The 22,490-nt window shown below is 61.1% G+C and carries 20 protein-coding genes; 8 read left to right on the top strand and 12 right to left on the bottom strand.

The genetic code is table 11. The annotated features are described in order from the left end of the window. Positions 1-638 precede the first annotated feature (638 nt). Positions 639-1,565 carry a GGDEF domain-containing protein gene (locus NPS29_RS23175; RefSeq protein ID WP_274135410.1) on the top strand — a complete coding sequence of 309 codons (927 nt, stop codon included), beginning with the start codon at positions 639-641 and terminating at the stop codon, positions 1,563-1,565. 6 nt (positions 1,566-1,571) lie between these two features. On the opposite strand, the gene NPS29_RS23170 is transcribed toward NPS29_RS23175, so the two are convergent. From NPS29_RS23170 to NPS29_RS23140, 7 genes are all read right to left on the bottom strand, one after another. Beyond that, positions 1,572-2,369, bottom strand: coding sequence for a TenA family transcriptional regulator (locus NPS29_RS23170; RefSeq protein ID WP_274135409.1), 798 nt, complete (start codon positions 2,367-2,369; stop codon positions 1,572-1,574). Between the two features lie 36 nt (positions 2,370-2,405). Continuing rightward, entirely contained in the window at positions 2,406-4,871 is a 2,466-nt protein-coding gene (locus NPS29_RS23165) for an EAL domain-containing protein (protein WP_274135408.1), read from the bottom strand. 271 nt (positions 4,872-5,142) lie between these two features. Next, positions 5,143-6,966 (bottom strand): ABC transporter ATP-binding protein, encoded by a 1,824-nt coding sequence (locus tag NPS29_RS23160; protein ID WP_274135413.1) that lies wholly within the window; start codon positions 6,964-6,966, stop codon positions 5,143-5,145. A 10-nt stretch (positions 6,967-6,976) separates the two neighbouring features. Beyond that, complete coding sequence (locus tag NPS29_RS23155; protein ID WP_274135412.1) at positions 6,977-7,579, bottom strand: DsbA family protein; 603 nt, start codon at positions 7,577-7,579, stop codon at positions 6,977-6,979. A gap of 36 nt (positions 7,580-7,615) precedes the next feature. Continuing rightward, positions 7,616-8,602 (bottom strand): rhodanese-related sulfurtransferase, encoded by a 987-nt coding sequence (locus NPS29_RS23150; RefSeq protein ID WP_274135407.1) that lies wholly within the window; start codon positions 8,600-8,602, stop codon positions 7,616-7,618. Between the two features lie 303 nt (positions 8,603-8,905). Continuing rightward, on the bottom strand, positions 8,906-9,202 hold the full coding sequence (locus NPS29_RS23145) for a BolA family protein (protein WP_274135406.1): 297 nt from the start codon (positions 9,200-9,202) through the stop codon (positions 8,906-8,908). Between the two features lie 12 nt (positions 9,203-9,214). Further along, positions 9,215-9,748 (bottom strand): DUF2059 domain-containing protein, encoded by a 534-nt coding sequence (locus NPS29_RS23140; protein ID WP_274135404.1) that lies wholly within the window; start codon positions 9,746-9,748, stop codon positions 9,215-9,217. 261 nt (positions 9,749-10,009) lie between these two features. Here NPS29_RS23140 and NPS29_RS23135 point away from each other — a divergent pair, with 261 nt between their 5' ends. From NPS29_RS23135 to NPS29_RS23125, 3 genes are all read left to right on the top strand, one after another. Next, complete coding sequence (locus tag NPS29_RS23135; protein WP_274135402.1) at positions 10,010-11,404, top strand: class II fumarate hydratase; 1,395 nt, start codon at positions 10,010-10,012, stop codon at positions 11,402-11,404. After that, a complete protein-coding gene (locus NPS29_RS23130) occupies positions 11,397-12,011 on the top strand; it encodes an NAD(P)H-dependent oxidoreductase (protein ID WP_274135400.1) in 615 nt (204 codons plus the stop codon). The genes NPS29_RS23135 and NPS29_RS23130 overlap by 8 nt, the downstream gene beginning before the upstream one ends. 292 nt (positions 12,012-12,303) lie before the next feature. Next, positions 12,304-12,522 carry a DUF6316 family protein gene (locus NPS29_RS23125; protein WP_274135398.1) on the top strand — a complete coding sequence of 73 codons (219 nt, stop codon included), beginning with the start codon at positions 12,304-12,306 and terminating at the stop codon, positions 12,520-12,522. A 3-nt stretch (positions 12,523-12,525) separates the two neighbouring features. Here the strand turns inward: NPS29_RS23125 and NPS29_RS23120 are convergent, their stop codons facing one another. After that, on the bottom strand, positions 12,526-13,116 hold the full coding sequence (locus NPS29_RS23120) for a tRNA-uridine aminocarboxypropyltransferase (RefSeq protein WP_274135397.1): 591 nt from the start codon (positions 13,114-13,116) through the stop codon (positions 12,526-12,528). Between the two features lie 13 nt (positions 13,117-13,129). Further along, on the bottom strand, positions 13,130-14,023 hold the full coding sequence (locus NPS29_RS23115; protein ID WP_274135395.1) for a LysR family transcriptional regulator: 894 nt from the start codon (positions 14,021-14,023) through the stop codon (positions 13,130-13,132). A gap of 164 nt (positions 14,024-14,187) precedes the next feature. Between NPS29_RS23115 and speB the strand changes: the two genes are divergently transcribed. The 3 genes from speB to NPS29_RS23100 all read left to right on the top strand — a co-directional run bounded on the left by speB (position 14,188) and on the right by NPS29_RS23100 (position 17,232). Continuing rightward, positions 14,188-15,138 carry an agmatinase gene (speB, locus tag NPS29_RS23110; RefSeq protein WP_274135393.1) on the top strand — a complete coding sequence of 317 codons (951 nt, stop codon included), beginning with the start codon at positions 14,188-14,190 and terminating at the stop codon, positions 15,136-15,138. Between the two features lie 174 nt (positions 15,139-15,312). Beyond that, positions 15,313-16,692, top strand: a complete 1,380-nt coding sequence (locus tag NPS29_RS23105) for a sodium:solute symporter (RefSeq protein ID WP_274135391.1) — start codon at positions 15,313-15,315, stop codon at positions 16,690-16,692. Positions 16,693-16,947: 255 nt separating this feature from the next. Further along, entirely contained in the window at positions 16,948-17,232 is a 285-nt protein-coding gene (locus tag NPS29_RS23100; protein WP_274135390.1) for a hypothetical protein, read from the top strand. Positions 17,233-17,391: 159 nt separating this feature from the next. Here NPS29_RS23100 and NPS29_RS23095 read toward each other — a convergent pair whose 3' ends face one another. From NPS29_RS23095 to rmuC, 3 genes are all read right to left on the bottom strand, one after another. Then, positions 17,392-17,517, bottom strand: a complete 126-nt coding sequence (locus NPS29_RS23095; protein ID WP_256601618.1) for a PA1414 family protein — start codon at positions 17,515-17,517, stop codon at positions 17,392-17,394. 194 nt (positions 17,518-17,711) lie between these two features. Beyond that, positions 17,712-19,163: an NCS1 family nucleobase:cation symporter-1 gene (locus tag NPS29_RS23090; RefSeq protein ID WP_274135387.1), complete on the bottom strand. Its 1,452-nt coding sequence runs from the start codon at positions 19,161-19,163 to the stop codon at positions 17,712-17,714. Positions 19,164-19,520: 357 nt separating this feature from the next. Next, a complete protein-coding gene (rmuC, locus tag NPS29_RS23085) occupies positions 19,521-20,885 on the bottom strand; it encodes a DNA recombination protein RmuC (RefSeq protein WP_274135411.1) in 1,365 nt (454 codons plus the stop codon). 1,102 nt (positions 20,886-21,987) lie between these two features. Between rmuC and NPS29_RS23080 the strand changes: the two genes are divergently transcribed. Next, entirely contained in the window at positions 21,988-22,212 is a 225-nt protein-coding gene (locus NPS29_RS23080) for a hypothetical protein (protein WP_274135385.1), read from the top strand. Positions 22,213-22,490: the final 278 nt, after the last annotated feature.

Raw genomic sequence — 22,490 nt, 5'->3', positions numbered from 1 at the left:
CCGCCGGCAAGCCGTGCTGCTACGGGTCGGCGGTGTGCTTTTGATTTTGATCTTCGTGCGCGATGGTGCAGACGCCGCCGAACGCGACGTCAAGGCGCTAGGCCGAGCGCAGGCGTCGTGTAGGGGGATGAGCGGCAGGAAGCCGCGAAAGCCGTGCGGGCCAGGGACGGCCCATCACGGCGTGCCCCCGGAACGTCGCCGGAGCGAGGGAACCGAGACGAAGTCGAGGCCCAGCCAGGAGCAAATGGTTTGCCTACTTTCCCGAAAGAAAGTAGGTCGCCCGTAAGGGGCGAAACCCTAGAGTTCAACCGCCGCGAAAACGGATCAACCCCCAATCCCAAAGTCACCCAGCGACGCGGAGCGTCGAACCAGCCGTTACCACGCGGAGCGTGGGAACGATCAAACGATCAACCGCGGATCCCAAGCCTCCCGTCCCCTCGGCGGTTTTCCGTCGCTTCTTTGTAGCCCCTTGGCCTGCAAAACGGTACGTTAGTCAATTCCAAGGCACCACCCGCCACCGATCACTCACCTGCGTGCGCTAACTGCTTGATTCCTATGACTATCCATTCAAATGACCAAGTTGGCACATCTTTCGCTTTGTCCTACACAAGCCCGATGAGAGGCGAAGGAGCGAAAACATGAGTTTTCCGACACGGGCCAATGCCTTTGAATTCGACACCGCACGACTGCAGCGCTTTGGCTTCGCCAAGGCTGACAGCTGCGCGCAACAACCCATGGACTTCGAGCAACTGCAGCGCAGACTCGGCCTGCACCTGCAGACCAGCCTGGAAGCCGAAAAGATCCTGGGGATGTTCTTCAACTACGTACAACACCTGATCCCGCTCAGAGCCCTGCACTACCAGCACGCCGGCACCGACCTGAAACTGGAACTGGGCGAGCGCTCGCGCCACCACGCCAGCTACTCGATGACCCACGAAGGCGTCCAGGTCGGCGAACTGGAGTTCCAGCGTGACCGACGCTTCAGCGAAGAAGAGCTTTCACAGCTCGAATCCCTGCTGGTCAGCCTGCTGTACCCGCTTCGCAATGCCCTGCTTTACCGTCAGGCGAACCTCAGCGCGCTGCGCGATCCCCTGACCGGCGCGGGCAATCGCATCGCGATGGAACAGTCCCTGACCCGGGAAATCGAAATTGCCCGACGCCAGCAGCAGCCGCTATCGGTGCTGATGCTCGACATCGATCATTTCAAAAGCATCAATGACACCCACGGCCATGCCACGGGCGATGAAGTACTGCGGATGGTGGCCGATTCGATCAAGGATCGTTTGCGCAACATCGACCAGGTGTTCAGGTTTGGCGGTGAGGAATTTCTGATCGTGCTGACCAACACGGCACGGGACCCGGCCGCACTCGTCGGCGAGCGCCTGCGCAATGCGGCACTGCAGCTCACCTATCCGGTCAACGGACGGGCGGTGGAACTGACCGTCAGCCTCGGTTGCTCGACGCTGCTGCCGGGGGAATCCCCCGACAGCCTGTTGCGTCGTGCCGATTCGGCCCTGTACGCCGCCAAGCGCCAGGGCCGCAACCGTCTGGAAATGGCCGGCTGAGCGAACTCAGGCGCGAACCGCGAACCGATGCTCGCGCAGCGGTGCGTTGGCTTCCTGAGGCCGCTCCAGAACCATGCAACGTTCCAGAAAAAGATACATGTACTCGTAACTCTTGCACACCGCCATTCGCAGGTCAGCCTGCAACTGCTCGCTGGGGTTGTTGCCCGCCAGCGTGCAGATGATTTCCAGGGCTTCCCAGGGGTGCGAGTCATCGTACTGCGCATGCATCTTGAGCCACTTCATGGCGCGCTTGCGGATATCCGGCGGGAACATGTCCGCGTATGTCTCTTGCGAGCACACGACTGCCGACCATTCGCCGGTCGCCCCTTCAATGGCGTAGTTGGTGGCTGCGATGGCGACGACCAGAGGCTCCGACGAACAACTGTGCCAGCACCAGTGATTCAGTGCGTGCAACTCTGACGGTACCCGCTGCGCCTGCAGGTCTTCCAGCGTGACCCCATGGGCCGCGCTCCAGTTTACCCAGTAATCGGCATGATTGAGTTCTACCCGAATGTTGCGCATCAGCCAGCGACGCGCCATGTCTTCACCCGGATGACGGGCGAAACGGGTCTTGGTCAGGTTATGCGCCATATAGACTGCAAACTGTTCGACCACAGGCCATCCGCCAATCAAATACTGGCGCATGGTTTTGGTACTGAGTCGCCCATCACGCATACGTTGATACAGTTCATGCCCTACCACGCGTGCTTTGGCCTCACTGCAATCCTTGATCAATTGCTGTGCCCAAGCGGGGTAACTGCTGGCATCCATCAGCGGACCGGTTCTTATGAACATATCGATCACTGTGTAGCTCCTTAAGTTGTGTTGCCATGGGGCCGTTCAGCGAAAAGTCCCAGGTGCGCTGAACAGCATTGGGGTCTGCCTCGCGGGCCGTGCGTGCAGACATTCACAGGTGAATAATTGCGGTCGCTCGATAACGTACCCCTGAGCGTAGTCCACACCGATTTCCAATAACGCCTGCTCTATCTGGGGGCTTTCGACGAACTCGGCGATCGTCTGTTTGCCCATGACGTGCCCGATATGGTTGATCACTTCCACCATTGCCCGGTTGACCGGGTCGTCGAGCATGTCTTTGACGAAACTGCCGTCAATCTTGAGGAAATCCACAGGCAAGTGTTTCAAGTAAGCGAATGACGACATGCCTGCACAGAAGTCATCCAGTGAAAAGCGGCATCCCAGACTTTTGAGTTCGTTGATGAAACGAATGGCGCTGCCCAAATTGGCGATCGCACTGGTTTCGGTGATCTCGAAACAGATAAGTTCAGGAGGTATTGCGTAGATTTGGAACTGCTGTCGCAAATATTCGAGAAAAGCATCGTCGCCGATGCTGCTGCCCGACAGATTGATCGCACAGACCGCCAGCGGCCCTGGTGCGTGGTTGTCGTTCAGGCAGTCGGCAATGATCTTGAAGACGTTCTGCACCACCCAGCGGTCCAGGGTGGTCATCATCCCGTAGCGCTCGGCGGCGGGGATGAAACTGTCGGGCAGGATCAGCCGGCCGGACTCGTCGCGCAGGCGCAGCAGGATTTCCACATGCCCGTGGTGTTTCTCCGGATCGCGGCCCAGCGAGGCGATTTCCTGGGAGTACAGGCAGAAGCGGTTGTCTTCCAGGGCCATGTGCAGGCGCTGGATCCAGGCCATTTCGCCGAAGCGGGTGGACAGTTCCGAGTCGTTGTCGTGATAGACCTGCACCCGGTTGCGGCCCTTCTCCTTGGCCATGTAGCAGGCCATGTCGGCGGCCCGCAGCGAGGCCTCAAGAGTGGTAGGCGATGTGGAAACGTGCACCAGGCCGATGCTGACGGTGGTCACGAACGGCCTGCCCTTCCAGACGAAATGCAGGGTTTCGACGGTCTGGCGCAAGCCTTCGGCGATCTTCTCCGCAGCCTCGGGCGAGCAGTGCTCCAGCAGGATGCCGAACTCGTCGCCTCCCAGCCGCGCCAGGGTGTCGCCCTCGCGAATACCCTGCTGCAACAGGGCGCAGATGTGCCGCAGCAGCTCATCGCCTGCGGCATGCCCACTGGTGTCGTTGACCAGCTTGAACTGGTCCAGATCCAGGAACATGACCGCATGGCGTCCTGGCTGATGGCCAAGGCCGTTGAGCGCCAGCTCCAGCCGATACTCGAATTCCCGGCGGTTGGCCAGGCCGGTCAGCGCGTCATGGGTCGCCTGCCATGACAGGTTGGCGATGTACTGGCGCTCCTGGGTCATGTCGTGCAACACCAGCACCGCGCCACTGACCTTGCCTTCGGTGCGGATCGGCGAGCCCACCAGGGCCACCGACACCGTACTGCCGTCCAGGCGCTGGATCAGCTTGGAATTCTCGCTGCCGCCACCCAGCTTGCCGCTCAGCACGTGTTCGATCAGGGTCGAGCTGTCGCGCTGGTCGTTCTCGTCCAGCAGGTTGAACAGCGCCGCCAGCGGCAGGCCGGACGCCTGCTCGTTCTTCCAGTGGGTCATCTGCTCGGCGGCCGGGTTCATGTAGGCAATCGAGCCGTCGACATCGGTGGTGATCACGCCGTCCCCGATGGATTCCAGGGTGATCTGCGCCCGCTCCTTCTCCATTTGCAGGGCCGTGGCGAAGGCGTGGCGCTGTTCCAGTAATTTATGGGTACGCAGCAGCGCCAGGATGATCAGCAGCACGGCGGTGGTCAGGTTGACCACCAACAGAATCCGCAGGATGACGCGCGAGCCTTCGCCCAATGCATCGCTGAACGCCATGGCCGCCGGCGTCACCCCTTCGTTGATGGCGTTGATTCGCTGCCGCCAGCCCAGCACGTCGCCATTGGTGGCGCTGCCGTCGAGGATCCGCTTGTGCATGTCCCGGGCGACTTCGTCGAGCTGCACCAGGTAGTTGTCACCGATCTTCCACAGGTCGATGGCCTTTTCCAGGTAGCTGAAATGACGGAAATTGAGGTAGAGCCAGATGATGCCCCGCGCATCGTCGGGATGGTTACCACCCTGCAGGATGCCCGCAGTGGCGCGTGGAATGTCCGGGACCGGCTGATCCATGGCGATGCGCAGGTCATGGCCGCCCTGAGGGATGGCAATCGCCTGCTGGTACTTCAGGTAGTCGATCTCGTCGCGGCTGTTGGCGTACAGATTCAGATAATAAATAGCGTCTTTCTGGCCTTTGGACCAGAGGCTTTCCCCGCCTACGTAACTGCGCACGGCCGACATCATATAAAGGCTGATGCAACCCAGCAGTGCCTGTAACAGCACCACCGCGATAAACGGCCAGACGATGCCGAGAAGACGAGGCTTCTCGAGAATCCGCTTTTGCTTCATGGTGTCCCTTTCATCAGCACTGCCAGTACTCGCTCCCCAAGCGCAGGCGACCTTCCTGGCCTATAGGGACTCGGCTAATTTCCACGATGCAGCGGGTTGCTTCTCACACCTTGTACACGACCTTGAGTGTTAATACGGGAAAGTCGAGACGTAAATATGACGCTTTTCACAGAATCCGGTATTTCACGGCTCAAGCATAGCCCAAGAATTGACGTGTTCCACTGGCGAAACGCCATTTAGGGGTTGTCGCGAAAAAAACCGACAAGCTGTATCAGAGTTGTTGCAGATGCCCGTAGAGGCGCGCGTACAGGCCACCGTCAGCAATCAGTTGCTGGTGATCGCCATCCTCGGCAATGCTGCCGCCGTCGAACACCAGCACCCGGTCAGCCTGCTTCACCGCCGACAGACGGTGGGCGATGATGAGCGTGGTCCGGCCCGTGAGAAACCGGTTCAGGGCCTGGTGCAGGTTGTACTCGGTGGCGGCGTCCAGCGCCGAGGTGGCCTCGTCGAGAATCACCACCCGGGGATCGGCCAGGACCATGCGCGCGATTGCCAGCCGCTGGCGCTGGCCTCCTGACAGGCGCACGCCAGAGCGGCCCACCACACTGTCCAGCCCTTGCGGCAAGGCGCGGATGGTGGCGTCCAGTTGCGCGATTTCCAGTGCCTGCCAGCAGGCCTCGTCACTGCGCTCGCGGCCCATCGACAGGTTGGCCCGCACGGTATCGTTGAACAATGCCGGGTGTTGCAGCACCACCGCGACATTTTCACGAACCGTTTCCAGGCCGATCTCTTCGAGGGTAGCGCCGCCGAAGCGGATGCTGCCCGCCTTGGGGCTGTACAGCCCGAGCAGCAGCTGCACGAGGGTGCTCTTGCCGCCGCCGCTGGCACCGACGATGGCGACTTTCTCGCCCGGCGTGATCGACAGGTCAAGGTGATCGAGCACTGGCTCTTCGTTGTAGCCGAAGCACAGGCCGCGTACATCGATGCCGACGGTTTCGCGGCCCAGAAACGGGTTGAGACGGCCTTCATATTGCGGCTCGTCGGCGCGGGCCAGCAGCTCATTGATACGGGTCAGCGCGCCGCCGGCCGCATAGAAGGCGTATTGCAGGTTCAACAGCTGCTCCACCGGGCCGATCATGAACCACAGGTAGCTGAACACTGCGAGCATGTGGCCGATGGACAGGTCGGAGAACAGCACCGTGAGCATCGCCGCCGCGCGGAAGATATCGATGCCGAACTGGAACAGCAGCCCGCTGGCACGGCCCGACGCGTCACTCTTCCACTGCGAAGCCACGGCGTAGTCGCGCACCTCTTTGGCACGCCCGCCGAGCAGCCCCAGAAAGTAACCCTGACGATTGCCCGCGCGGATTTCCTGAATGGCGTCCAGGGTTTCGGTCAGCGCCTGGGTAAAACGCGAAGTGCTGTCGTTTTCCAGCTTCTTCAGGTGTTTGACTCGCTTGCCCAGCTTGACCGTGGCGTAGATCACCAGCGGGTTGAACAGCAGGATCAGCAGCGCCAGTTGCCAGTGCATCCACACCAGGATCGCGGCGGTGCCGGTCAGCGTAAGCATGGCGACCAGGAATTTGCTCAGGGTCTCGCCGACAAACTTGTCCAGCGTGTCCAGGTCGGTGACCAGGTGGGCGGTCACCGTGCCGCTGCCCAGGCTTTCGTATTCACCCAGCGAGATGCGCTTGAGCCGTTCGATGAGCCGGACACGGATGCGATAGACGATGTCCTTGGACAGCCCGGCAAACAGCCGCGCCTGGATCACGTTGAAGAGCAAGGCGCCCAGGCGCAGGCACAAGGTGGCCATCAGCATCAGGGCGATGTAGCCCACCGGCTTGTGCAGGCTTTCGGGCAGAAAGTGGTTCATGAACAGCAATGCCGCATCGCCCTTGCCCAGCAGCACTTCGTCGACCAGCAACGGCAGCAGCAACGGGATCGGCACCGAACACAGCACCGCGAGGAACGCGACGCCATTGGCGATCCACAGGGCTTTCTTGTGGGTCAGGGCCAGACGGCGGATTTGCGTCCAGTCCAGGCGATCGACATGGGCAAGGTGGTCGTCGGCAGCGAGTTTGCCCGGGGTTTCGATGTCGACGGAATCACGCACAGGCCGCGCGCTCCAGCCAGCGGCTGAGCAACGGCGCGAGTTCTTCCAGAGGCTGGTAGCCGTTGGTCAGCAAGGCCAGTTGGCCGTTGCGCTCGGCAAGCAAGGTCGGAAAGCCGGCGATGCCCAGGTCCTGGACCCAGGAGAAGTCCGAAGCAGTGGCCGCGTGCTGCTCGGGGCTGTCGAACGCCTCGGCGAACTCGATGCGCGGCAAGCCTGCGCGCTCGGCCAGTTCGGCCAGCACCTGGGCCTGGGTCACGTCGCGGCCATGCAGGTAGAACGCCTGCTGGATTTCCCGGACCAGCTTCCAGGCGATGTCCGGCGCCAGGCTGCGCGCGGCCACGATGGCGCGGCAGGCAGGCTCGGTGTCGTAGACGAAACCGTCTGGCAGGGCACCTTCGAACTTGAACGCCTGGCCCGTGGTGTCCTGCACCGCGTGCCAGTGTTCGAGAATGTAGCGTTTGGTGGAAGGCTCGAGCGCCGCGCCACTGCCGGTGCGCAAACCGCCCACCACCAGGTGCAGCTCGACGCCCGCCGCCCTCGCCTGCTCGACCAGTGCATCCGCCACCGGGGCGAATCCCCAGCACCAGGAACACATCGGGTCCATTACATAAAGCAGGCGGGCGTTCATGGTTCAGGCCTCGTGGGTGTGCGTGTCGGTGTCAGCCTGCTCGTTCTTCTGGCCATCGAGCAGACGGTAGTTGCGCCCGATCGGATGCGGCTGGTTGCGCTCCCTGGCCAGTTCGATCTGCTTCTGGCGATCGATGGCGCTGCGGCGGGTCTTCTCGCTCAGCGTCTCCCAGCAATGCGGGCAGCTGACACCCGGCGAGTAGTGCTCGCTGGCGCGGTCTTCAACGCTGATCGGCGTGCGGCATGCATGACATTGATCGTAGTCGCCTTCGGTGAGGTCATGGCGCACGGTCACGCGATTGTCGAACACGAAGCAGTCGCCACGCCACTGGCTTTCTTCCTGGGGGACTTCTTCGAGGTATTTGAGAATGCCGCCCTTGAGGTGATACACCTCCTCGAAACCCTCGCCGAGCATGTAGCTCGAGGCTTTTTCGCAGCGAATCCCGCCGGTGCAGAACATCGCCACCTTCTTGTGTTTCGACGGGTCGAAGTTGGCCTTGATGTAGTCAGGGAACTCGCGGAAGGTCGTGGTCTTCGGGTCGATGGCGCCTTCGAAGGTGCCGATGGACACTTCGTAATCGTTGCGGGTGTCGATCAGCAGCACTTCGGGGTCGGTGATCAGGGCGTTCCAGTCCTGCGGCTCGACGTAGGTGCCGACCTTTTTGTTCGGGTCCACGCCCGGCACGCCCAGGGTGACGATCTCTTTCTTGAGCTTGACCTTGGTGCGGTAGAACGGCTGCTCGTCGCAGTACGATTCCTTGTGATCGATGTCGATCATGCGCGGGTCGTTGCGCAGCCACGCCAGCAGGCCGTCGATGCCCTCGCGAGTGCCTGAAACGGTACCGTTGATGCCCTCTTCGGCGATCAGCAGCGTGCCCTTGATGCCGTTTTCGACCATGGCCTCAAGCAGCGGCTCGCGCAGCTCGACGTAGTCCGAAAGGGTGACGAATTTGTACAGCGCCGCGACAACGATGGGTGCGGTTTGGGTCATGTTGCGTCTCCAGGTGGTGACCCTCGCAAAGGGCCTACCGGATGAAAATTTCAGGTAAAAGCGTGCCGACCAGGCAACGCGGCGCGGATTCTAGCAAAAATCGGCGGGGTGCAGGCGGGCCGGTGTCGAATTCGCTACGGCATCGGCCTGTAGGAGCGCGCTTGCCCGCGATGGCGGGGTGTCAGTCAACAACGATGGCGCAGGCAGATCGCGTCGCGGGCAAGCGCGCTCCTACAGGGGTTACGCGATCCTGTAGGAGTGAGCTTGCTCGCGATCAGGGCAACATCATTCCCGGGCGGGAATTCAGTCATGCCCCCCGGCGCAGGTCGGCGATGCAGGGGCTGCGCCCAGTTTCGCCCACTCGTCCGGGGTATAGGTGTGCAGCGCCAGGGCATGGAACTCACCCATCAGGCCACCGAGCAGGCCATAGACCTTCTGGTGGCGCTTGACGGCGTTGAGGCCGGCGAATTGCTCGCTGACCACCACGGCCTTGTAGTGAGTATCCGTGCCGCGACTGTGCATGTGGCTTTCATTGAGCACCTGCAGGTACTCGGGCTGAAAGACCGCCAACGCGGATTCGATACGCTGTTGCATGCTCATGTCAGGCTTCGCTTATGGCTTCTTGGCCGGGGCAGGCGCCGCGCCTTTCTTGGCGGCCGGGGCCAGCTCGTCGGTCATGTCGGCCAGCAGCTTGGTGACCACAGGCACTGCAGGTTGCAGTTTTTCCTGAGTCATCTGGAACGATTGCTGGCTGATCTGCGGCATCTTGGACTGGACTTTCTTGCCCAGCGGCGACTGGTAGAACGCGACCAGGTCCTTGAGCTCCTGCTCGCTGAAGTTGTCGGTGTACAGCTTGACCATGTCAGGCTGCAGCTTGTCCCAGCCGATGGCCTTGTCCAGCGCGGCGTTGGCCTGGGCCTGGTACTTTTCCAGAACGGCTTTCTTGGAATCCGGGGCTTTGGTTTCGGCAAAACGCTGGGCAAACATCTGCTGCGCCTGCATGTAGATCGGTGCGCCCAATTGATCGGCGTGAGCCAGTTTGAGGAAGGCTACGGCACTGGCCTCATGGCTGGGGGTGGCGGCGAGAGCCTGGCCGCTGGCGCATACCAGAGCGACCGCAGCACAGATGGCGCGAAGACGGGTCATCGAGTTTCCTTATCTAGCAAGCGAGGCTGAACCCCAAGGCCGAACATTCTGCGCTCCTTTTCACCTCGCGCTCAACCCCCGACCCTACGAGCGGTTACAAGGGAGGCTGTTTGACGGGCTGTCTTGAATGTTTCGCACGACCGGCTCGTACATTTTGTCGCACACTGTGGGGACATGTTCATCCCTGGCAGCGGTTCCCGGGAACCGGATCGGTTCTCTGGGTACTAAACTGCGCTAAACGACGTTTAAGGAGTGAGTCCAGTGAGCCGTACCGAAACCGATAGCATTGGTCCGATCGAAGTCCCCGAAGACGCTTACTGGGGAGCGCAGACCCAGCGTTCGCTCATCAACTTCGCCATCGGCCAGGAACACATGCCGCTGCCGGTGCTGCATGCCCTGGCGCTGATCAAGAAGGCCGCGGCGCGGGTCAACGACCGTAACGGCGATTTGCCAGCGGAGATCGCCCGCCTGATCGAACAGTCCGCCGATGAAGTGCTCAGCGGCAAGCTCGACGACCAGTTCCCGCTGGTGGTGTGGCAGACCGGCAGCGGCACCCAGAGCAACATGAACGTCAACGAAGTGATTGCAGGCCGCGCCAACGAGCTGTCCGGCAAGGGCCGCGGCGGCAAGACGCCGGTGCACCCCAACGATCACGTCAACCGCTCGCAAAGCTCCAACGACTGCTTCCCCACGGCCATGCACATCGCCGCGGCCCAGGCGGTCAAGGAGCACCTGCTGCCGGCCATCGCCGAGCTGTCCGCCGGCATTGCCGAGCAGTCTTCGCGTCACATGAAGCTGGTGAAAACCGGGCGCACCCACATGATGGATGCCACGCCTATCACTTTCGGCCAGGAACTCTCGGCCTACGTTGCACAGCTCGATTACGCCGAGAAGAGCATCCGCGCAGCCCTGCCTGCGGTGTGTGAGCTGGCCCAGGGCGGCACCGCGGTCGGCACCGGCCTCAATTCGCCCCACGGTTTCGCTGAAGCGGTGGCCGCTGAGCTGGCGGCGCTGTCTGGCCTGCCCTTCGTCACGGCCCACAACAAATTCGCCGCACTGGCCGGGCATGAGCCGTTGACGGCGCTGTCTGGCGGGCTGAAGACGCTGGCCGTGACCCTGATGAAGATCGCCAACGACCTGCGCCTGCTGGGCTCCGGCCCCCGCGCAGGCCTGGCCGAGGTCAAGCTGCCCGCCAACGAGCCGGGCAGTTCGATCATGCCGGGCAAGGTCAACCCGACCCAGTGCGAGGCGTTGTCGATGCTGGCGTGCCAGGTCATGGGCAACGACACCACCATCTCCTTCGCGGCAAGCCAGGGTCATCTGCAACTGAACGTGTTCAAGCCGGTGATCATTCATAACCTGTTGCAATCGATCCGCTTGCTGGGCGATGGCTGCCGCAACTTCAACGAGCACTGTATCGCGGGCATGGAACCGGATGCCGGCAAGATGGCCGAGCACCTGGAACGCGGCCTGATGCTGGTGACCGCGCTGAACCCGCATATTGGCTACGACAAATCCGCACAGATCGCCAAGAAGGCCTACAGCGAAGGCCTGACCTTGCGTGAAGCGGCGTTGCAACTGGGCTTTTTGACCGATGCCGAGTTCGACGCCTGGGTACGGCCGGAAAAAATGCTCGAGGCCGGCAGCGATGGCTGAGCCGATCAGCGGCGCCACCCCACTGGAAGGGTACGGCAAACGCATCCTGATGGTCATCGGCTCGCCCAAGACCATCAGCTTCTGCCACGCACTGGGCGATGCATACGCCCAGGGTGCGCGCAGCCAGGGCCATGTGGTGCGTGTGCTCAAGCTTGAAGAACTGGACTTCGACCCGGTGCTGCGCGGCGGTTATGAATCAAGCCAGACGCTGGAACATGACCTGTTGCAGGCCCAGCGGGAAATCCACTGGGCGCAGCATCTGGTGTTCGTGTACCCGGTCTGGTGGGGCGGGCTGCCGAGCCTGCTCGGTGGTTTCTTCGACCGGGTGTTCATGCCCGGTTTCGCCTTCAAGGCCCACGGTCGGCATCATCCCTCCAACGAACTGCTCAAGGGCCGTACCGCCGAGCTGCTGGTGACCATGGACACGCCTTCGCGGTATTTCCGCTGGGTGTTCAAGGCGCCGGCGCATCGGCAGATGACCCACACCATCCTGGAGTTTTGCGGGATCAAAGTGAGCCGCCTGACGGAGTTCTCGCCGGTGCGTGGTTCGACCGAAGAGCAGCGTCAGCAGTGGATTCATCAGGCGCAGGATCTGGGCAAGCGCTGACAGGCTAACGCAACTATTTCCCCGTAGCAGCACGGCTTGCCGGCGGGAGCGGTGGATCAGTTGACCTTGCGTTGCCTGACACGACGCTCCCGCCGGCAAGCCGTGCTGCTACGGGTTTTGTATGGCGGCGCGCAGCTGCGAAATCCCCCTGTCTGGCGCGCTCTTTTGCGGTACAGTATCAATCAGCCAGCCCATCTTTCCGTCTCACGCTGTGGAAAGCCGATCGCGCTGGCCCCAACCAGGTTTAGCCGTCCTGAATCGTCCCACCCGACTCCCCCGTCCGGAGCAGGCTATGTTGAGCAAGCGTGAGAAAGACCCCGAAACCGCCGTGCATTTTCGCAGTGACCGCGTCTCCCGCGTCAATGGCATGTATTTCTTCAGCACCCGGGAAAACACCCTCGAAGGCCCCTTCTTCACCAAGGAAGACGCCGAGCGGGAAACCGAGGCGTACATCCGCCGCATGCAGGCGGGCAAGTTCGCCGCGCACACCCCCTCCTCCCACAACGGCTGACCTTCAGGAATGATTGCGGCGAAAGGTTTCCTCGCCCATGGCCTTGATCTGCCCATCGATCAGGGCATCGAAGGGACGCAACAGTGCGTCGAATGAGTGCTGCGGTTCAAGTGTGTGCAGCGCATGGACGATGGCCTCAAGGGTGGATAACGCATCCGGCCCCGGCGCCTTGCGCAGCCGATAGCGCGAGCCTGGGGCGTTATCCAGCGTCACCCGAGGCAACGCCGCCAGCAGCGGGTTCAGGTGCAGCAGCTTGCGCGCCTTGCGCCACGTTCCGTCAGGCACCACCAGCAGGATCGGACGATCATCAGCGCTTTGGCTGACCAGGGCTTGCGCCTCTTCTCCCGGAAACAACAGCCTTGGCTGATAGCCCGGCTCATCGAGCAGATCGGCCAGATCCTCGAACACCTCGCCCACTACCAGCTGTGCGTTGGTCAGCCCCAGCGCGGCAAGGCGAGCAGTGTTCAGCGCATGATTGACTTCACTGGGGTGCTGCAGAATCAGCACGCGGGTGCGGCTGTCCAGTTGCGGAATCAACCCGCACAGGCAATGGTTTTCCGGGCGATGGCAACGTTCGCAGCGGGCACGGGACATGACGAGCGCCCTCCTAGAGCGGGTTCAACTGGGCTTTGAGCAGGTCGCGGAAAGTCTGAATCAGCGGCTCGCGACTGCGACCCCGGCGCAGGATCATCGAAAACGGCGCCTGATAGCCGAAGGTGGCCGGCAACAGCACCCGCAGGTGCCCGGAGTCCACCCAGGACTGCGCGTAGTGCTCCGGCAGGTAGCCGATGTAGGCACCGGACAGCACCAGAATCAGCTGCGCCTCCATACTTTCCACCGTTGCCGCGCTGTGCTTGAAGCCATGGCGCGCCAGTTCCGCCTGGCTCCAGTAGCCGCGGCCGACCATGCGCTGCTGGGTAATCACCGGTTCCGGAATGCGCCGCTCGGCGAACAGTGGATGCCGGCTGCTGCAATACAGCCAGTGCTGTTCGCGGTACAGCGGCTGGTAGAGCAGGCCGTTCATGCGCGTGGAAAACGATCCGATGGCCAGGTCCAGGCGATTGTCCAGCACGCCCAACTGCAATTCGTAAGGGCTCATGACCGACAGATGCAAATGTACTGCGGGGTGCTCTTCGCTGTAGGCGCCAATCACTTCGGCGAACGGCAGCGCCCGGTCACTGACCGTCGAGTCGAGCACACCCAGGTTCAGGGTGCCGCGCAGTTCGCCTTTGAGCGCTGCTGCGTATAATTCGAAGCCTTCCAGTTCGCCGAGCAAGCGCAGGGTTTCCTGATGAAACAGTTCGCCCTTGCTGGTCAGGCTGAAACCGCCACGGCCACGATGGCACAGCACGATGCCCAGCGCCGCCTCAAGCTGGCTCATGTAGGTGCTGATCGCCGAGGTCGAGAGGTTCAGCTCCTGCTGGGCGCTGGCAAACCCCTGGTGGCGGACCACACAGACGAAGATTCTCAGCAGTTTCAGATCGGGCAGTGCGTTGGCCATGATGCATCCGGAAAACGGGATCGGCGAAAGCTTAACCTGATTTTCACGATAGTTCAGAAATCTCTGAACTAAGTATTTTGCCCCAGCGATTCTTTGCAGGCCGCGCGGTTCGCAGAATCGCCACAGGTCTACTCATATTAATAATCAACCGATGAGGCAATCCCGTGGACAAGATTTTCCACCAACCACTGGGCGGCAACGAAATGCCGCGCTTCGCCGGCATCGCAACCATGATGCGTCTGCCACACCTGCAATCGGCCGCGGGCCTTGATGCCGCCTTCATTGGCGTGCCACTGGACATCGGCACTTCGCTGCGGGCTGGCACCCGTTTCGGCCCACGTGAAATCCGCGCCGAGTCGGTGATGATCCGTCCTTACAACATGGCCACGGGCGCCGCGCCCTTCGACTCGCTGTCGGTTGCCGACATCGGCGACGTCGCCATCAACACCTTTAACCTGCTGGACGCCGTGCGCATCATCGAAGAGGCCTACGACGGCTTTCTCGAGCACGGCATCATCCCGCTGACCCTGGGCGGCGATCACACCATCACCCTGCCGATCCTGCGGGCGATCAAGAAGAAGCACGGCAAGGTCGGGCTGATCCACATCGACGCCCACGCTGACGTCAACGATCACATGTTCGGCGAGAAAATCGCCCACGGCACCACCTTCCGCCGCGCCGTCGAAGAAGGCCTGCTGGACTGCGACCGCGTGGTGCAGATCGGCCTGCGCGCCCAGGGCTACACCGCCGAAGACTTCAACTGGAGCCGCAAGCAGGGCTTCCGTGTGGTCCAGGCCGAAGAGTGCTGGCACCAGTCGCTGGCGCCGCTGATGGCTGAAGTGCGCGAGAAAGTCGGTGGCGGCCCGGTGTACCTGAGCTTCGACATCGACGGCATCGACCCGGCCTGGGCACCCGGCACCGGCACCCCGGAAATCGGCGGCCTGACCACCATTCAGGCGATCGAAATCATCCGCGGCTGCCAGGGCCTGGACCTGATCGGCTGCGACCTGGTGGAAGTCTCCCCGCCGTACGACACCACCGGCAACACCTCGCTGCTGGGCGCCAACCTGCTGTACGAGATGCTCTGCGTGCTGCCGGGGGTTACCCACCGCTAGACACAACGCATAAGCATATTTCCCGTAGCAGCACGGCGTGCCGGCGGGAGCGTCGGGTCAGGCAAATCATCATTGACTGATTCACCGCTCCCGCCGGCAAGCCGCGCTGCTACGGATCAATGCGACCCCTGAAACCTTGCGACTCACTATAAAAACAATGATTGGAGACACTCCATGGCTTTAGATATTTTCGTCGTGCTGATCTACGCAGCCGGCATGCTGGTGCTGGGCTGGTACGGCATGCGCAAGGCCAAGACCCACGAAGACTACCTGGTCGCCGGCCGCAACCTGGGCCCGAGCCTGTACATGGGCACCATGGCCGCCACCGTACTGGGCGGCGCCTCGACCGTAGGCACCGTGCGCCTGGGCTATGTGCACGGCATCTCGGGCTTCTGGCTCTGCGCCGCGCTGGGCCTGGGCATCATTGCCCTGAACCTGTTCCTCGCCAAACCGCTGCTCAAGCTGCGCATCTTCACCGTCACCCAGATCCTCGAACGCCGTTACAACCCGATGGCCCGCCAGGCCAGCGCGGTGATCATGCTCGCCTATGCGCTGATGATCGGCGTGACCTCGATCCTGGCCATCGGCACCGTCATGCAAGTGCTGTTCGACCTGCCGTTCTGGGTGTCGGTGCTGCTGGGCGGTGGTGTCGTGGTGGTGTATTCGGCCATCGGCGGCATGTGGTCGCTGACCCTGACCGACATCGTGCAGTTCATCATCAAGACTGTCGGCCTGATGTTCATCCTGTTGCCGATCTGCCTGTACCGCGTCGGTGGCTGGGACGAACTGGTCGCCAAGCTGCCAGCGACGAGCTTCAGCTGGACCACCATCGGCTGGGACACCATCATCACCTACTTCCTGATCTACTTCTTCGGCATCCTGATCGGTCAGGACATCTGGCAGCGCGTCTTCACCGCCCGCACCGAGAAAGTTGCCCAGGTGGCAGGCTCCGTCGCCGGCATCTACTGCATCATCTATGGCCTGGCCTGCGCGCTGATCGGCATGGCTGCCCATGTGTTGCTGCCTGACCTGGCCAACCCCAACACCGCCTTCGCCGCAATCGTCAAAGCGTCGCTGCCGGACGGCATTCGTGGCCTGGTCATCGCCGCCGCCCTGGCCGCCATGATGTCCACCGCCAGCGCCGGTCTGCTGGCCGCCTCGACCACCCTGACCGAAGACCTGCTGCCCAAGCTGCGCGGCGGCAAGCAGTCGAGCCTGGGCATCAACCGCCTGTTCACTGCCCTGACCGGCATCGTGGTCCTGGCCATCGCTCTGGTGGTCAACGACGTGATCAGCGCCCTGACCCTGGCGTACAACCTGTTGGTCGGCGGCATGCTGATTCCGCTGATCGGTGCGATCTACTGGAAACGCGCGACCACCGCTGGCGCCATCAGCAGCATGGCACTGGGTTTCATCACTGCCCTGGTGTTCATGTTCAAGGACGGCCTGGACGCCAACACGCCGATCTACTACAGCCTGGCCGTCGGCCTGGTCAGCTTCGTGGTGGTCAGCCTGGTGTCGCCACAGCGCGCGGTCGCCACCAGCGCCGCCTGATCCGGCTGTAACGCTGTCGCAACAGATCAAGGGCGCCTTCGGGCGCTCTTTTTTGTGTCCGGTTACAAATAATCGCCAGCGGGGAGGCAATCGCCCAGGACAAAGTTGGGCTAGCCTTAATCAGGACAGCACCGCGCCAAGAGGCCGCAATGGCGATGTATTTCAGGGAGTGAGTTGCAGCCGGCTGTCTTACGACAATCCTCTGGTTTCATGCCGTCGGGGTGATTTTCGAACACGTCACAGCCGAGGCTTGTCATGGACCGTCATGAAATCCAGCAGCACGTTTTCGATACACTCGGGATCATTCTGGTAGACAAGGATCCGATCCAGGATGATGCCCTGCTCACCGATCTTGAACTGGACGAAGAAGACTTCAGCGAGTTCTTCAGCCACCTGCAATCGGAATTCGGCATCGTGGTGCCGGGCAAGATCAGAAGTCAGATTTCCCACCTGCCGGGCCCATCGCCCTATCAGCAACTGACCTTGCAAGGCCTGGTCGACCTGATTCTGGTGCAGATGAAAGGACGCAAGCAACATTGAACGCAGATGCGTTCGATTACTGTCCGGGACGTGGTTGCGCGGATGTCTCGTTGCCGGTCGGGCATCGAGGCGGTAAACGACAAAGCGGGCTATCGGGCGATAGCACCGCTATTTTTACGACTGGACTTTCATCCGGTTCAGGGCGAAAGCCGTCCAGCGTTAGCGGCGAGGGCGACGACGCTCGTCATCATCGGTTCGCACGGGAATGGGTTGCAGCTTCGGCCGCTCGATCAGACCCAATGCAACGCCCACATCGTGAAGCCATTCTTGCAGTTTGCTGTTCATATAACGCCCCCTTCAGGGAAATGCCGGCAGCCAACTTCTGGTCCGCTTAAGGCAGATCATAGTGCTAAGTCGCACTTTACGCCTGCTACCGAGTGTCGCGGCAGAAAATTTCTCCTTCTTTATGAACAGACATTTCAAACCGCCGTTAACCGTGGTTTTACCCGACCAACGGCGGTGCATTTGTAACGCTTTGTTTATCCCGAGACCGCAGGCGTCAGCACGCTGCCTTCATGGGCCTGACTGCGACGGGCAAACAGATAGAACAACGCACCACCCAGGAAACACCCGGTAAACCAGGCGAAATTGGCCATGGACTGCAACGCCGGAACGAAGGTAATCGCGATTCCGGCCAGGGTGGCCAGCACCAGCGCCTTGACGGCGGTGTAATTGACCCCGCCGCTGTACCAGTAGCGCCCGGTGGGGCCGTCGTTGAACAGCGCATCGACGTCGATCTGCTGCTTTTTGATGAGGTAGTAATCCACCAGCAGAATCCCGAACAGCGGGCCGATGAAAGCCGCCAGCACATCGAGGGTGTAATGGATCACGGCCGGGTTGTTGAACAGGTTCCACGGCGTGATGAAGATCGAGGCCACGGCGGCGATCATCCCGCCCACCCGCCAACTGATCTTGCTCGGCGCCACGTTGGCGAAGTCGAAGGCCGGGGAAACGAAGTTGGCGACGATGTTGATGCCAATGGTGGCCGTGACGAAGGCGAATGCCCCCAGCAGCACCGCGACGTCATTGTCGATGCGGGCCACGGTGGCAATCGGGTCGTGCAGCATTTCGCCGAACACCGGCAAGGTGCCCGAGACGATGACCACCGTGACCAGGGAGAAAGCCAGAAAGTTGACCGGCAACCCCCAGAAATTGCCGCGACGCACCTCGGACATGCTGCGGCAGTAACGGCTGAAATCGCCGAAGTTGAGCGTAGGGCCGGAAAAATACGACACAACCAGCGCCGTTGCCATGATGACCTGGGACACCGCTTCCCAGCCTGTCAGCGACTTTTCCGACAGGGTGAAGCTGATATTGGCCCAACCGGCTTTCCAGACAATCCAGCCTGCCAGCAGGAACATCACCGCATACACAACCGGCCCTGCCCAATCGATGAAGCGGCGGATCGAGTCCATGCCGGTCCAGAACACCGCCGCCTGTACCAGCCACAGTGCGAGGAAACCGAACCAGCCAAGGTAGGACAAACCTGCAAAATGCGGCTCGGCATACACCGACATCTGTGGGAAGAATCGCAGCACCACGATGATCAGCGCGCTGGAAGCCAGGTAGGTCTGCACCCCGTACCAGGCGACGGCAATCAGGCCGCGGATCACCGCAGGAATGTTTGCCCCGAATACCCCAAACGCCAGGCGGCAGATCACCGGATACGGAACGGCGGCCTGCTGGCTCGGTTTTGCCAGCAGGTTGGCGATCACCTGGATGATGCAGATGCCCACCAGCAAGGCGATCAACACCTGCCAGCTCGCCAGTCCCAGGGCGAACAGGCTGGCGGCGAACACATAGCCGCCGACGCTGTGCACGTCGCTCATCCAGAAGGCAAAGATGTTGTACCAGCTCCACTTCTGCGGCAGCGGCCCCAGATCCCGGTTATAGAGGCGCGGGCTGTATCCCTTGGGCAATGGCTCGGTCATCGCATTTCTCCCTGATCGGACGAAACCGGCTCCCGAAGCGTACTGGCTGACCACACTGCGTACGGGAGCAGGTATGGGTTGTATACGAACCAATAGGCAGAATGCGTGCCATTGCTATTTCAGCGAGCCAGAACCCGCGTCGCAAAAGGCCTTGAAAGAATGAGTCGCCAGCGAATATCACGGTAAATGCCCGCTGACAGTGCACGAATGCCTGATCGAGGTGCATTACAGAAATGTATACAACCCCGCGAACCGTAGCAGCACGGCTTGCCGGCGGGAGCGGTGTGTCAGGTAACTCATCAGTGACTGACACACCGCCCCCGCCGGCAAGCCGTGCTGCTACGGGGGGATGGGGGATCATTCAGGTAACTGAACCAGCCCCTCTTCATCCGTCAGCGCCCGTTCCAGCAAGTCGGCCGGCAGATTCTTGCTCGCTCGCGCACCCAGCAACTTGAGCTGTTCGCTGCGGCTGACCAGATTGCCACGGCCCTCGACCAGCTTGTTGCGCGCCGCGCCATAGGCCTTGTCCAGTTGCTGCAAACGGTTGCCCACCTCGTCAAGGTCCTGGATGAACAGCACGAACTTGTCGTACAGCCACCCTGCCCGCTCGGCAATTTCCCGGGCGTTCTGGCTCTGGCGCTCCTGCTTCCACAGGCTGTCGATCACCCGCAGGGTCGCCAGCAGGGTAGTCGGGCTGACGATCACGATGTTGCGGTCGAAGGCTTCCTGAAACAGCGTCGGCTCAGCCTGCAACGCCGCCGAAAACGCCGCCTCGATAGGCACGAACAACAACACGAAATCCAGGCTGTGCAGCCCTTCCAGGCGTTTGTAATCCTTCCCGGACAAGCCTTTGACATGGCTGCGCAACGACTGCACATGCTGCTTGAGCGCATTCTGGGCGATCAGCGTGTCATCGCTCGAAACGTACTGCTGGTAGGCAGTCAGGCTGACCTTGGCGTCCACCACCACCTGTTTGTCGCCGGGCAGCATGATCAGCACATCGGGCTGGAAACGCTCGCCATCGGGGCCCTTGAGGCTGACCTGAGTTTGATACTCGCGGCCCTTTTCCAGCCCTGCATGCTCGAGCACACGCTCAAGGATCAGCTCGCCCCAGTTGCCTTGTGTCTTCTGGCCTTTCAGCGCGCGAGTGAGGTTGGTCGCCTCATCGCTCAGGCGCTGGTTGAGCTGTTGCAGACGCTCAAGCTCCTTGCCCAGCGAGAAGCGTTCACGGGCTTCCTGCTGATAGCTTTCCTCGACGCGCTTTTCGAAAGACTGGATGCGTTCTTTCAACGGATTGAGCAACTGACCCAATTGCTGCTGGCTGGTTTCGGCGAAGCGCTGCTCGCGCTCGTCGAAGATTTTTCCCGCAAGCTCCGCGAACTGGGCGCGCAACTCGTCGCGAGAGCCCTGCAGGTCATTGAGGCGCTGTTGGTGACTTTCCTGCTGCTCGCGCAACTCGGCCCCCAGAGAGGCGCATTGGGCGTCCAGCCGCCGCAGTTCCGCTTCCTTGTGGCTGCGCTCCTGCCCCCAGTTTTCCTGGGCCTGGCGCGCGTGTTCGTGCTGCTGACGCAGCAATTCGGCCTCCCGGCGCAGCGCCGCAAGATCGGCCTGCTTGACCGCATTGGCCTGGCCCAGGTCGCTGATCTCGTCACGGCAGGCGTCCAGCTGGGCGTTGAGCCCATCCTGGGCCATCTGCGCATTGCTCAAGCGCTCGTCTAGCAGCGCAGCCTCTGCCTCGCGTTGCGCTACTTTGCGCTGCAGTTGCCACGCCAACCCCAGCAACGGCAACGCCGCCGCCCCCAATCCCAGCAACAGGCTGGTGAGGTCCAAAGCCATAAAATTCCCCAACTCACGATTACGCTGGCGGCATTATGCGCAGAAGCTGCGTTGGCGTCAGATTCTGATTGATGATCTTGGGAGGAAGGAAAAAAGCTTAGTACAACTGCGCAAAGGTGCGTACTAGAGCAAGCGCTTGGGACAATCCACAGAAGCTGTGGATAACTCAGTGGACAACGCCCCTTTAACCCCCGCAAACGCAGGCAGAATGGGGCCTGCGTTCAAACTGACGATTTTTTCACCAACGAAAAAAAGCGATGATTTTCATTGACTTAATATTTCGCCGCTTGAAATCAAGCTGTTAGGACGGAATGTGACAGTGAGATGGCAGCTAATCGCGTTAATGTGCACAAGTCAATTTCCAATCGCTATAAAGCCTGTGGAAAAAAGTGCGTTTCAGCTCTTGCGCAGCGCAAAACCGGCAAAATGCCATCCCAAGCTGCCGCTGGCGCTTCAAAATGAAGGTACGACCTGGGCGCTGAATCACAACTGAACGACACAATTCTCATGCCCGGGTTGACAAAGGGTTCCAATTAAAGCTTGCAATTGTGCCAGTGGGTGGATAAAGTGCGCCCCGTTAGTACCAAGCTGAAAGTCAATTCTGGTCGAACAAATCCCCGATCACGCTTTGCCGGTTGAGCAAACGGGTCAAGAAAAGGGATCGACCACCTCGATGGTTTCCAGACACTCACTCACGCACTGCCTTCTGATTGCAGGCGTCGAGTTCAACGTGGCCTGCTCAAACCAGCCTGCAAATTGATCAGGATCCTCACCCCGAGCATCGAACCTTTGCTCCTGTTGTGTCGCCTGCCCTCCGAAGTACCTACCAGCTAGCCCGGCGCCATATGACAAGCGCGCCTGAACTCGCTGTTTTTGTTCCAGACAGGTTCTGCGCCCTGCCCTGACTCGCATTCGAGCATCGGCCCGCGTTTACTGGAACGTTTTCATTTTGCACGCCTCTATTGCGTGTCGATTCAGGAACACTTACATGACTACTCATATCCAGACTCAGGATGCCATCCGCACCCTCACCAACGCTTTTGCTCCAATGAACTGCCTGATCATGGCCGCGCGCAAAGGCTGCTTCAGCTTCACCATCGTCAATGAACACGGCATCGCCCGACACAGCGAACGCCTGTACCCGGATCAGTACTCCAGCGCAGAACCGCTGCAGGCCGTGATTGACCGGACGCGCCAGGCACTGACCGCCTGATACCGTTCGTCGGCGAAAATCCAGACGCCCCCCAGCCTCACCCTCAAACGGTGGGGCTTTTTTGTGTCTGTTTTCCTTATGAAAATCTGTCACGGCTAATCGCTGTCCGCTATATGGGCACAGGTCGAAATCGGGAAATATTGTAAAAACAGCCCTTTACACCGCAAATATGACACTACACTTCAAGTCAAGCGGTCTGAGCCGCTTCCGGTGGGCCCGATTCCATCACCGCTGCCAAGCACCAGGGTCCGCCGGCTCATTTACTTCCCGAGGGTGTC

Source organism: Pseudomonas putida (assembly GCF_028682175.1).
Taxonomy (GTDB): domain Bacteria; phylum Pseudomonadota; class Gammaproteobacteria; order Pseudomonadales; family Pseudomonadaceae; genus Aquipseudomonas; species Aquipseudomonas putida_AD.
The sequence above is the reverse complement of the archived record's forward strand: the minus strand, read 5'-3'. Positions and strand labels throughout refer to the sequence as shown.

Excerpts from the sequence above, each read along its gene's own strand:
- NPS29_RS23175 (WP_274135410.1), top strand. The coding sequence starts at position 639 with ATGAGTTTTCCGACACGGGCCAATGCCTTTGAATTCGACACCGCACGA.
- NPS29_RS23165 (WP_274135408.1), bottom strand. The coding sequence starts at position 4,871 with ATGAAGCAAAAGCGGATTCTCGAGAAGCCTCGTCTTCTCGGCATCGTC.
- NPS29_RS23155 (WP_274135412.1), bottom strand. The coding sequence starts at position 7,579 with ATGTGTTCCTGGTGCTGGGGATTCGCCCCGGTGGCGGATGCACTGGTC.
- NPS29_RS23150 (WP_274135407.1), bottom strand. The coding sequence starts at position 8,602 with ATGACCCAAACCGCACCCATCGTTGTCGCGGCGCTGTACAAATTCGTC.
- NPS29_RS23145 (WP_274135406.1), bottom strand. The coding sequence starts at position 9,202 with ATGAGCATGCAACAGCGTATCGAATCCGCGTTGGCGGTCTTTCAGCCC.
- NPS29_RS23140 (WP_274135404.1), bottom strand. The coding sequence starts at position 9,748 with ATGACCCGTCTTCGCGCCATCTGTGCTGCGGTCGCTCTGGTATGCGCC.
- NPS29_RS23130 (WP_274135400.1), top strand. The coding sequence starts at position 11,397 with ATGGCTGAGCCGATCAGCGGCGCCACCCCACTGGAAGGGTACGGCAAA.
- NPS29_RS23125 (WP_274135398.1), top strand. The coding sequence starts at position 12,304 with ATGTTGAGCAAGCGTGAGAAAGACCCCGAAACCGCCGTGCATTTTCGC.
- NPS29_RS23120 (WP_274135397.1), bottom strand. The coding sequence starts at position 13,116 with ATGTCCCGTGCCCGCTGCGAACGTTGCCATCGCCCGGAAAACCATTGC.
- NPS29_RS23115 (WP_274135395.1), bottom strand. The coding sequence starts at position 14,023 with ATGGCCAACGCACTGCCCGATCTGAAACTGCTGAGAATCTTCGTCTGT.
- NPS29_RS23105 (WP_274135391.1), top strand. The coding sequence starts at position 15,313 with ATGGCTTTAGATATTTTCGTCGTGCTGATCTACGCAGCCGGCATGCTG.
- NPS29_RS23100 (WP_274135390.1), top strand. The coding sequence starts at position 16,948 with ATGGACCGTCATGAAATCCAGCAGCACGTTTTCGATACACTCGGGATC.
- NPS29_RS23095 (WP_256601618.1), bottom strand. The coding sequence starts at position 17,517 with ATGAACAGCAAACTGCAAGAATGGCTTCACGATGTGGGCGTTGCATTG.
- NPS29_RS23090 (WP_274135387.1), bottom strand. The coding sequence starts at position 19,163 with ATGACCGAGCCATTGCCCAAGGGATACAGCCCGCGCCTCTATAACCGG.
- NPS29_RS23080 (WP_274135385.1), top strand. The coding sequence starts at position 21,988 with ATGACTACTCATATCCAGACTCAGGATGCCATCCGCACCCTCACCAAC.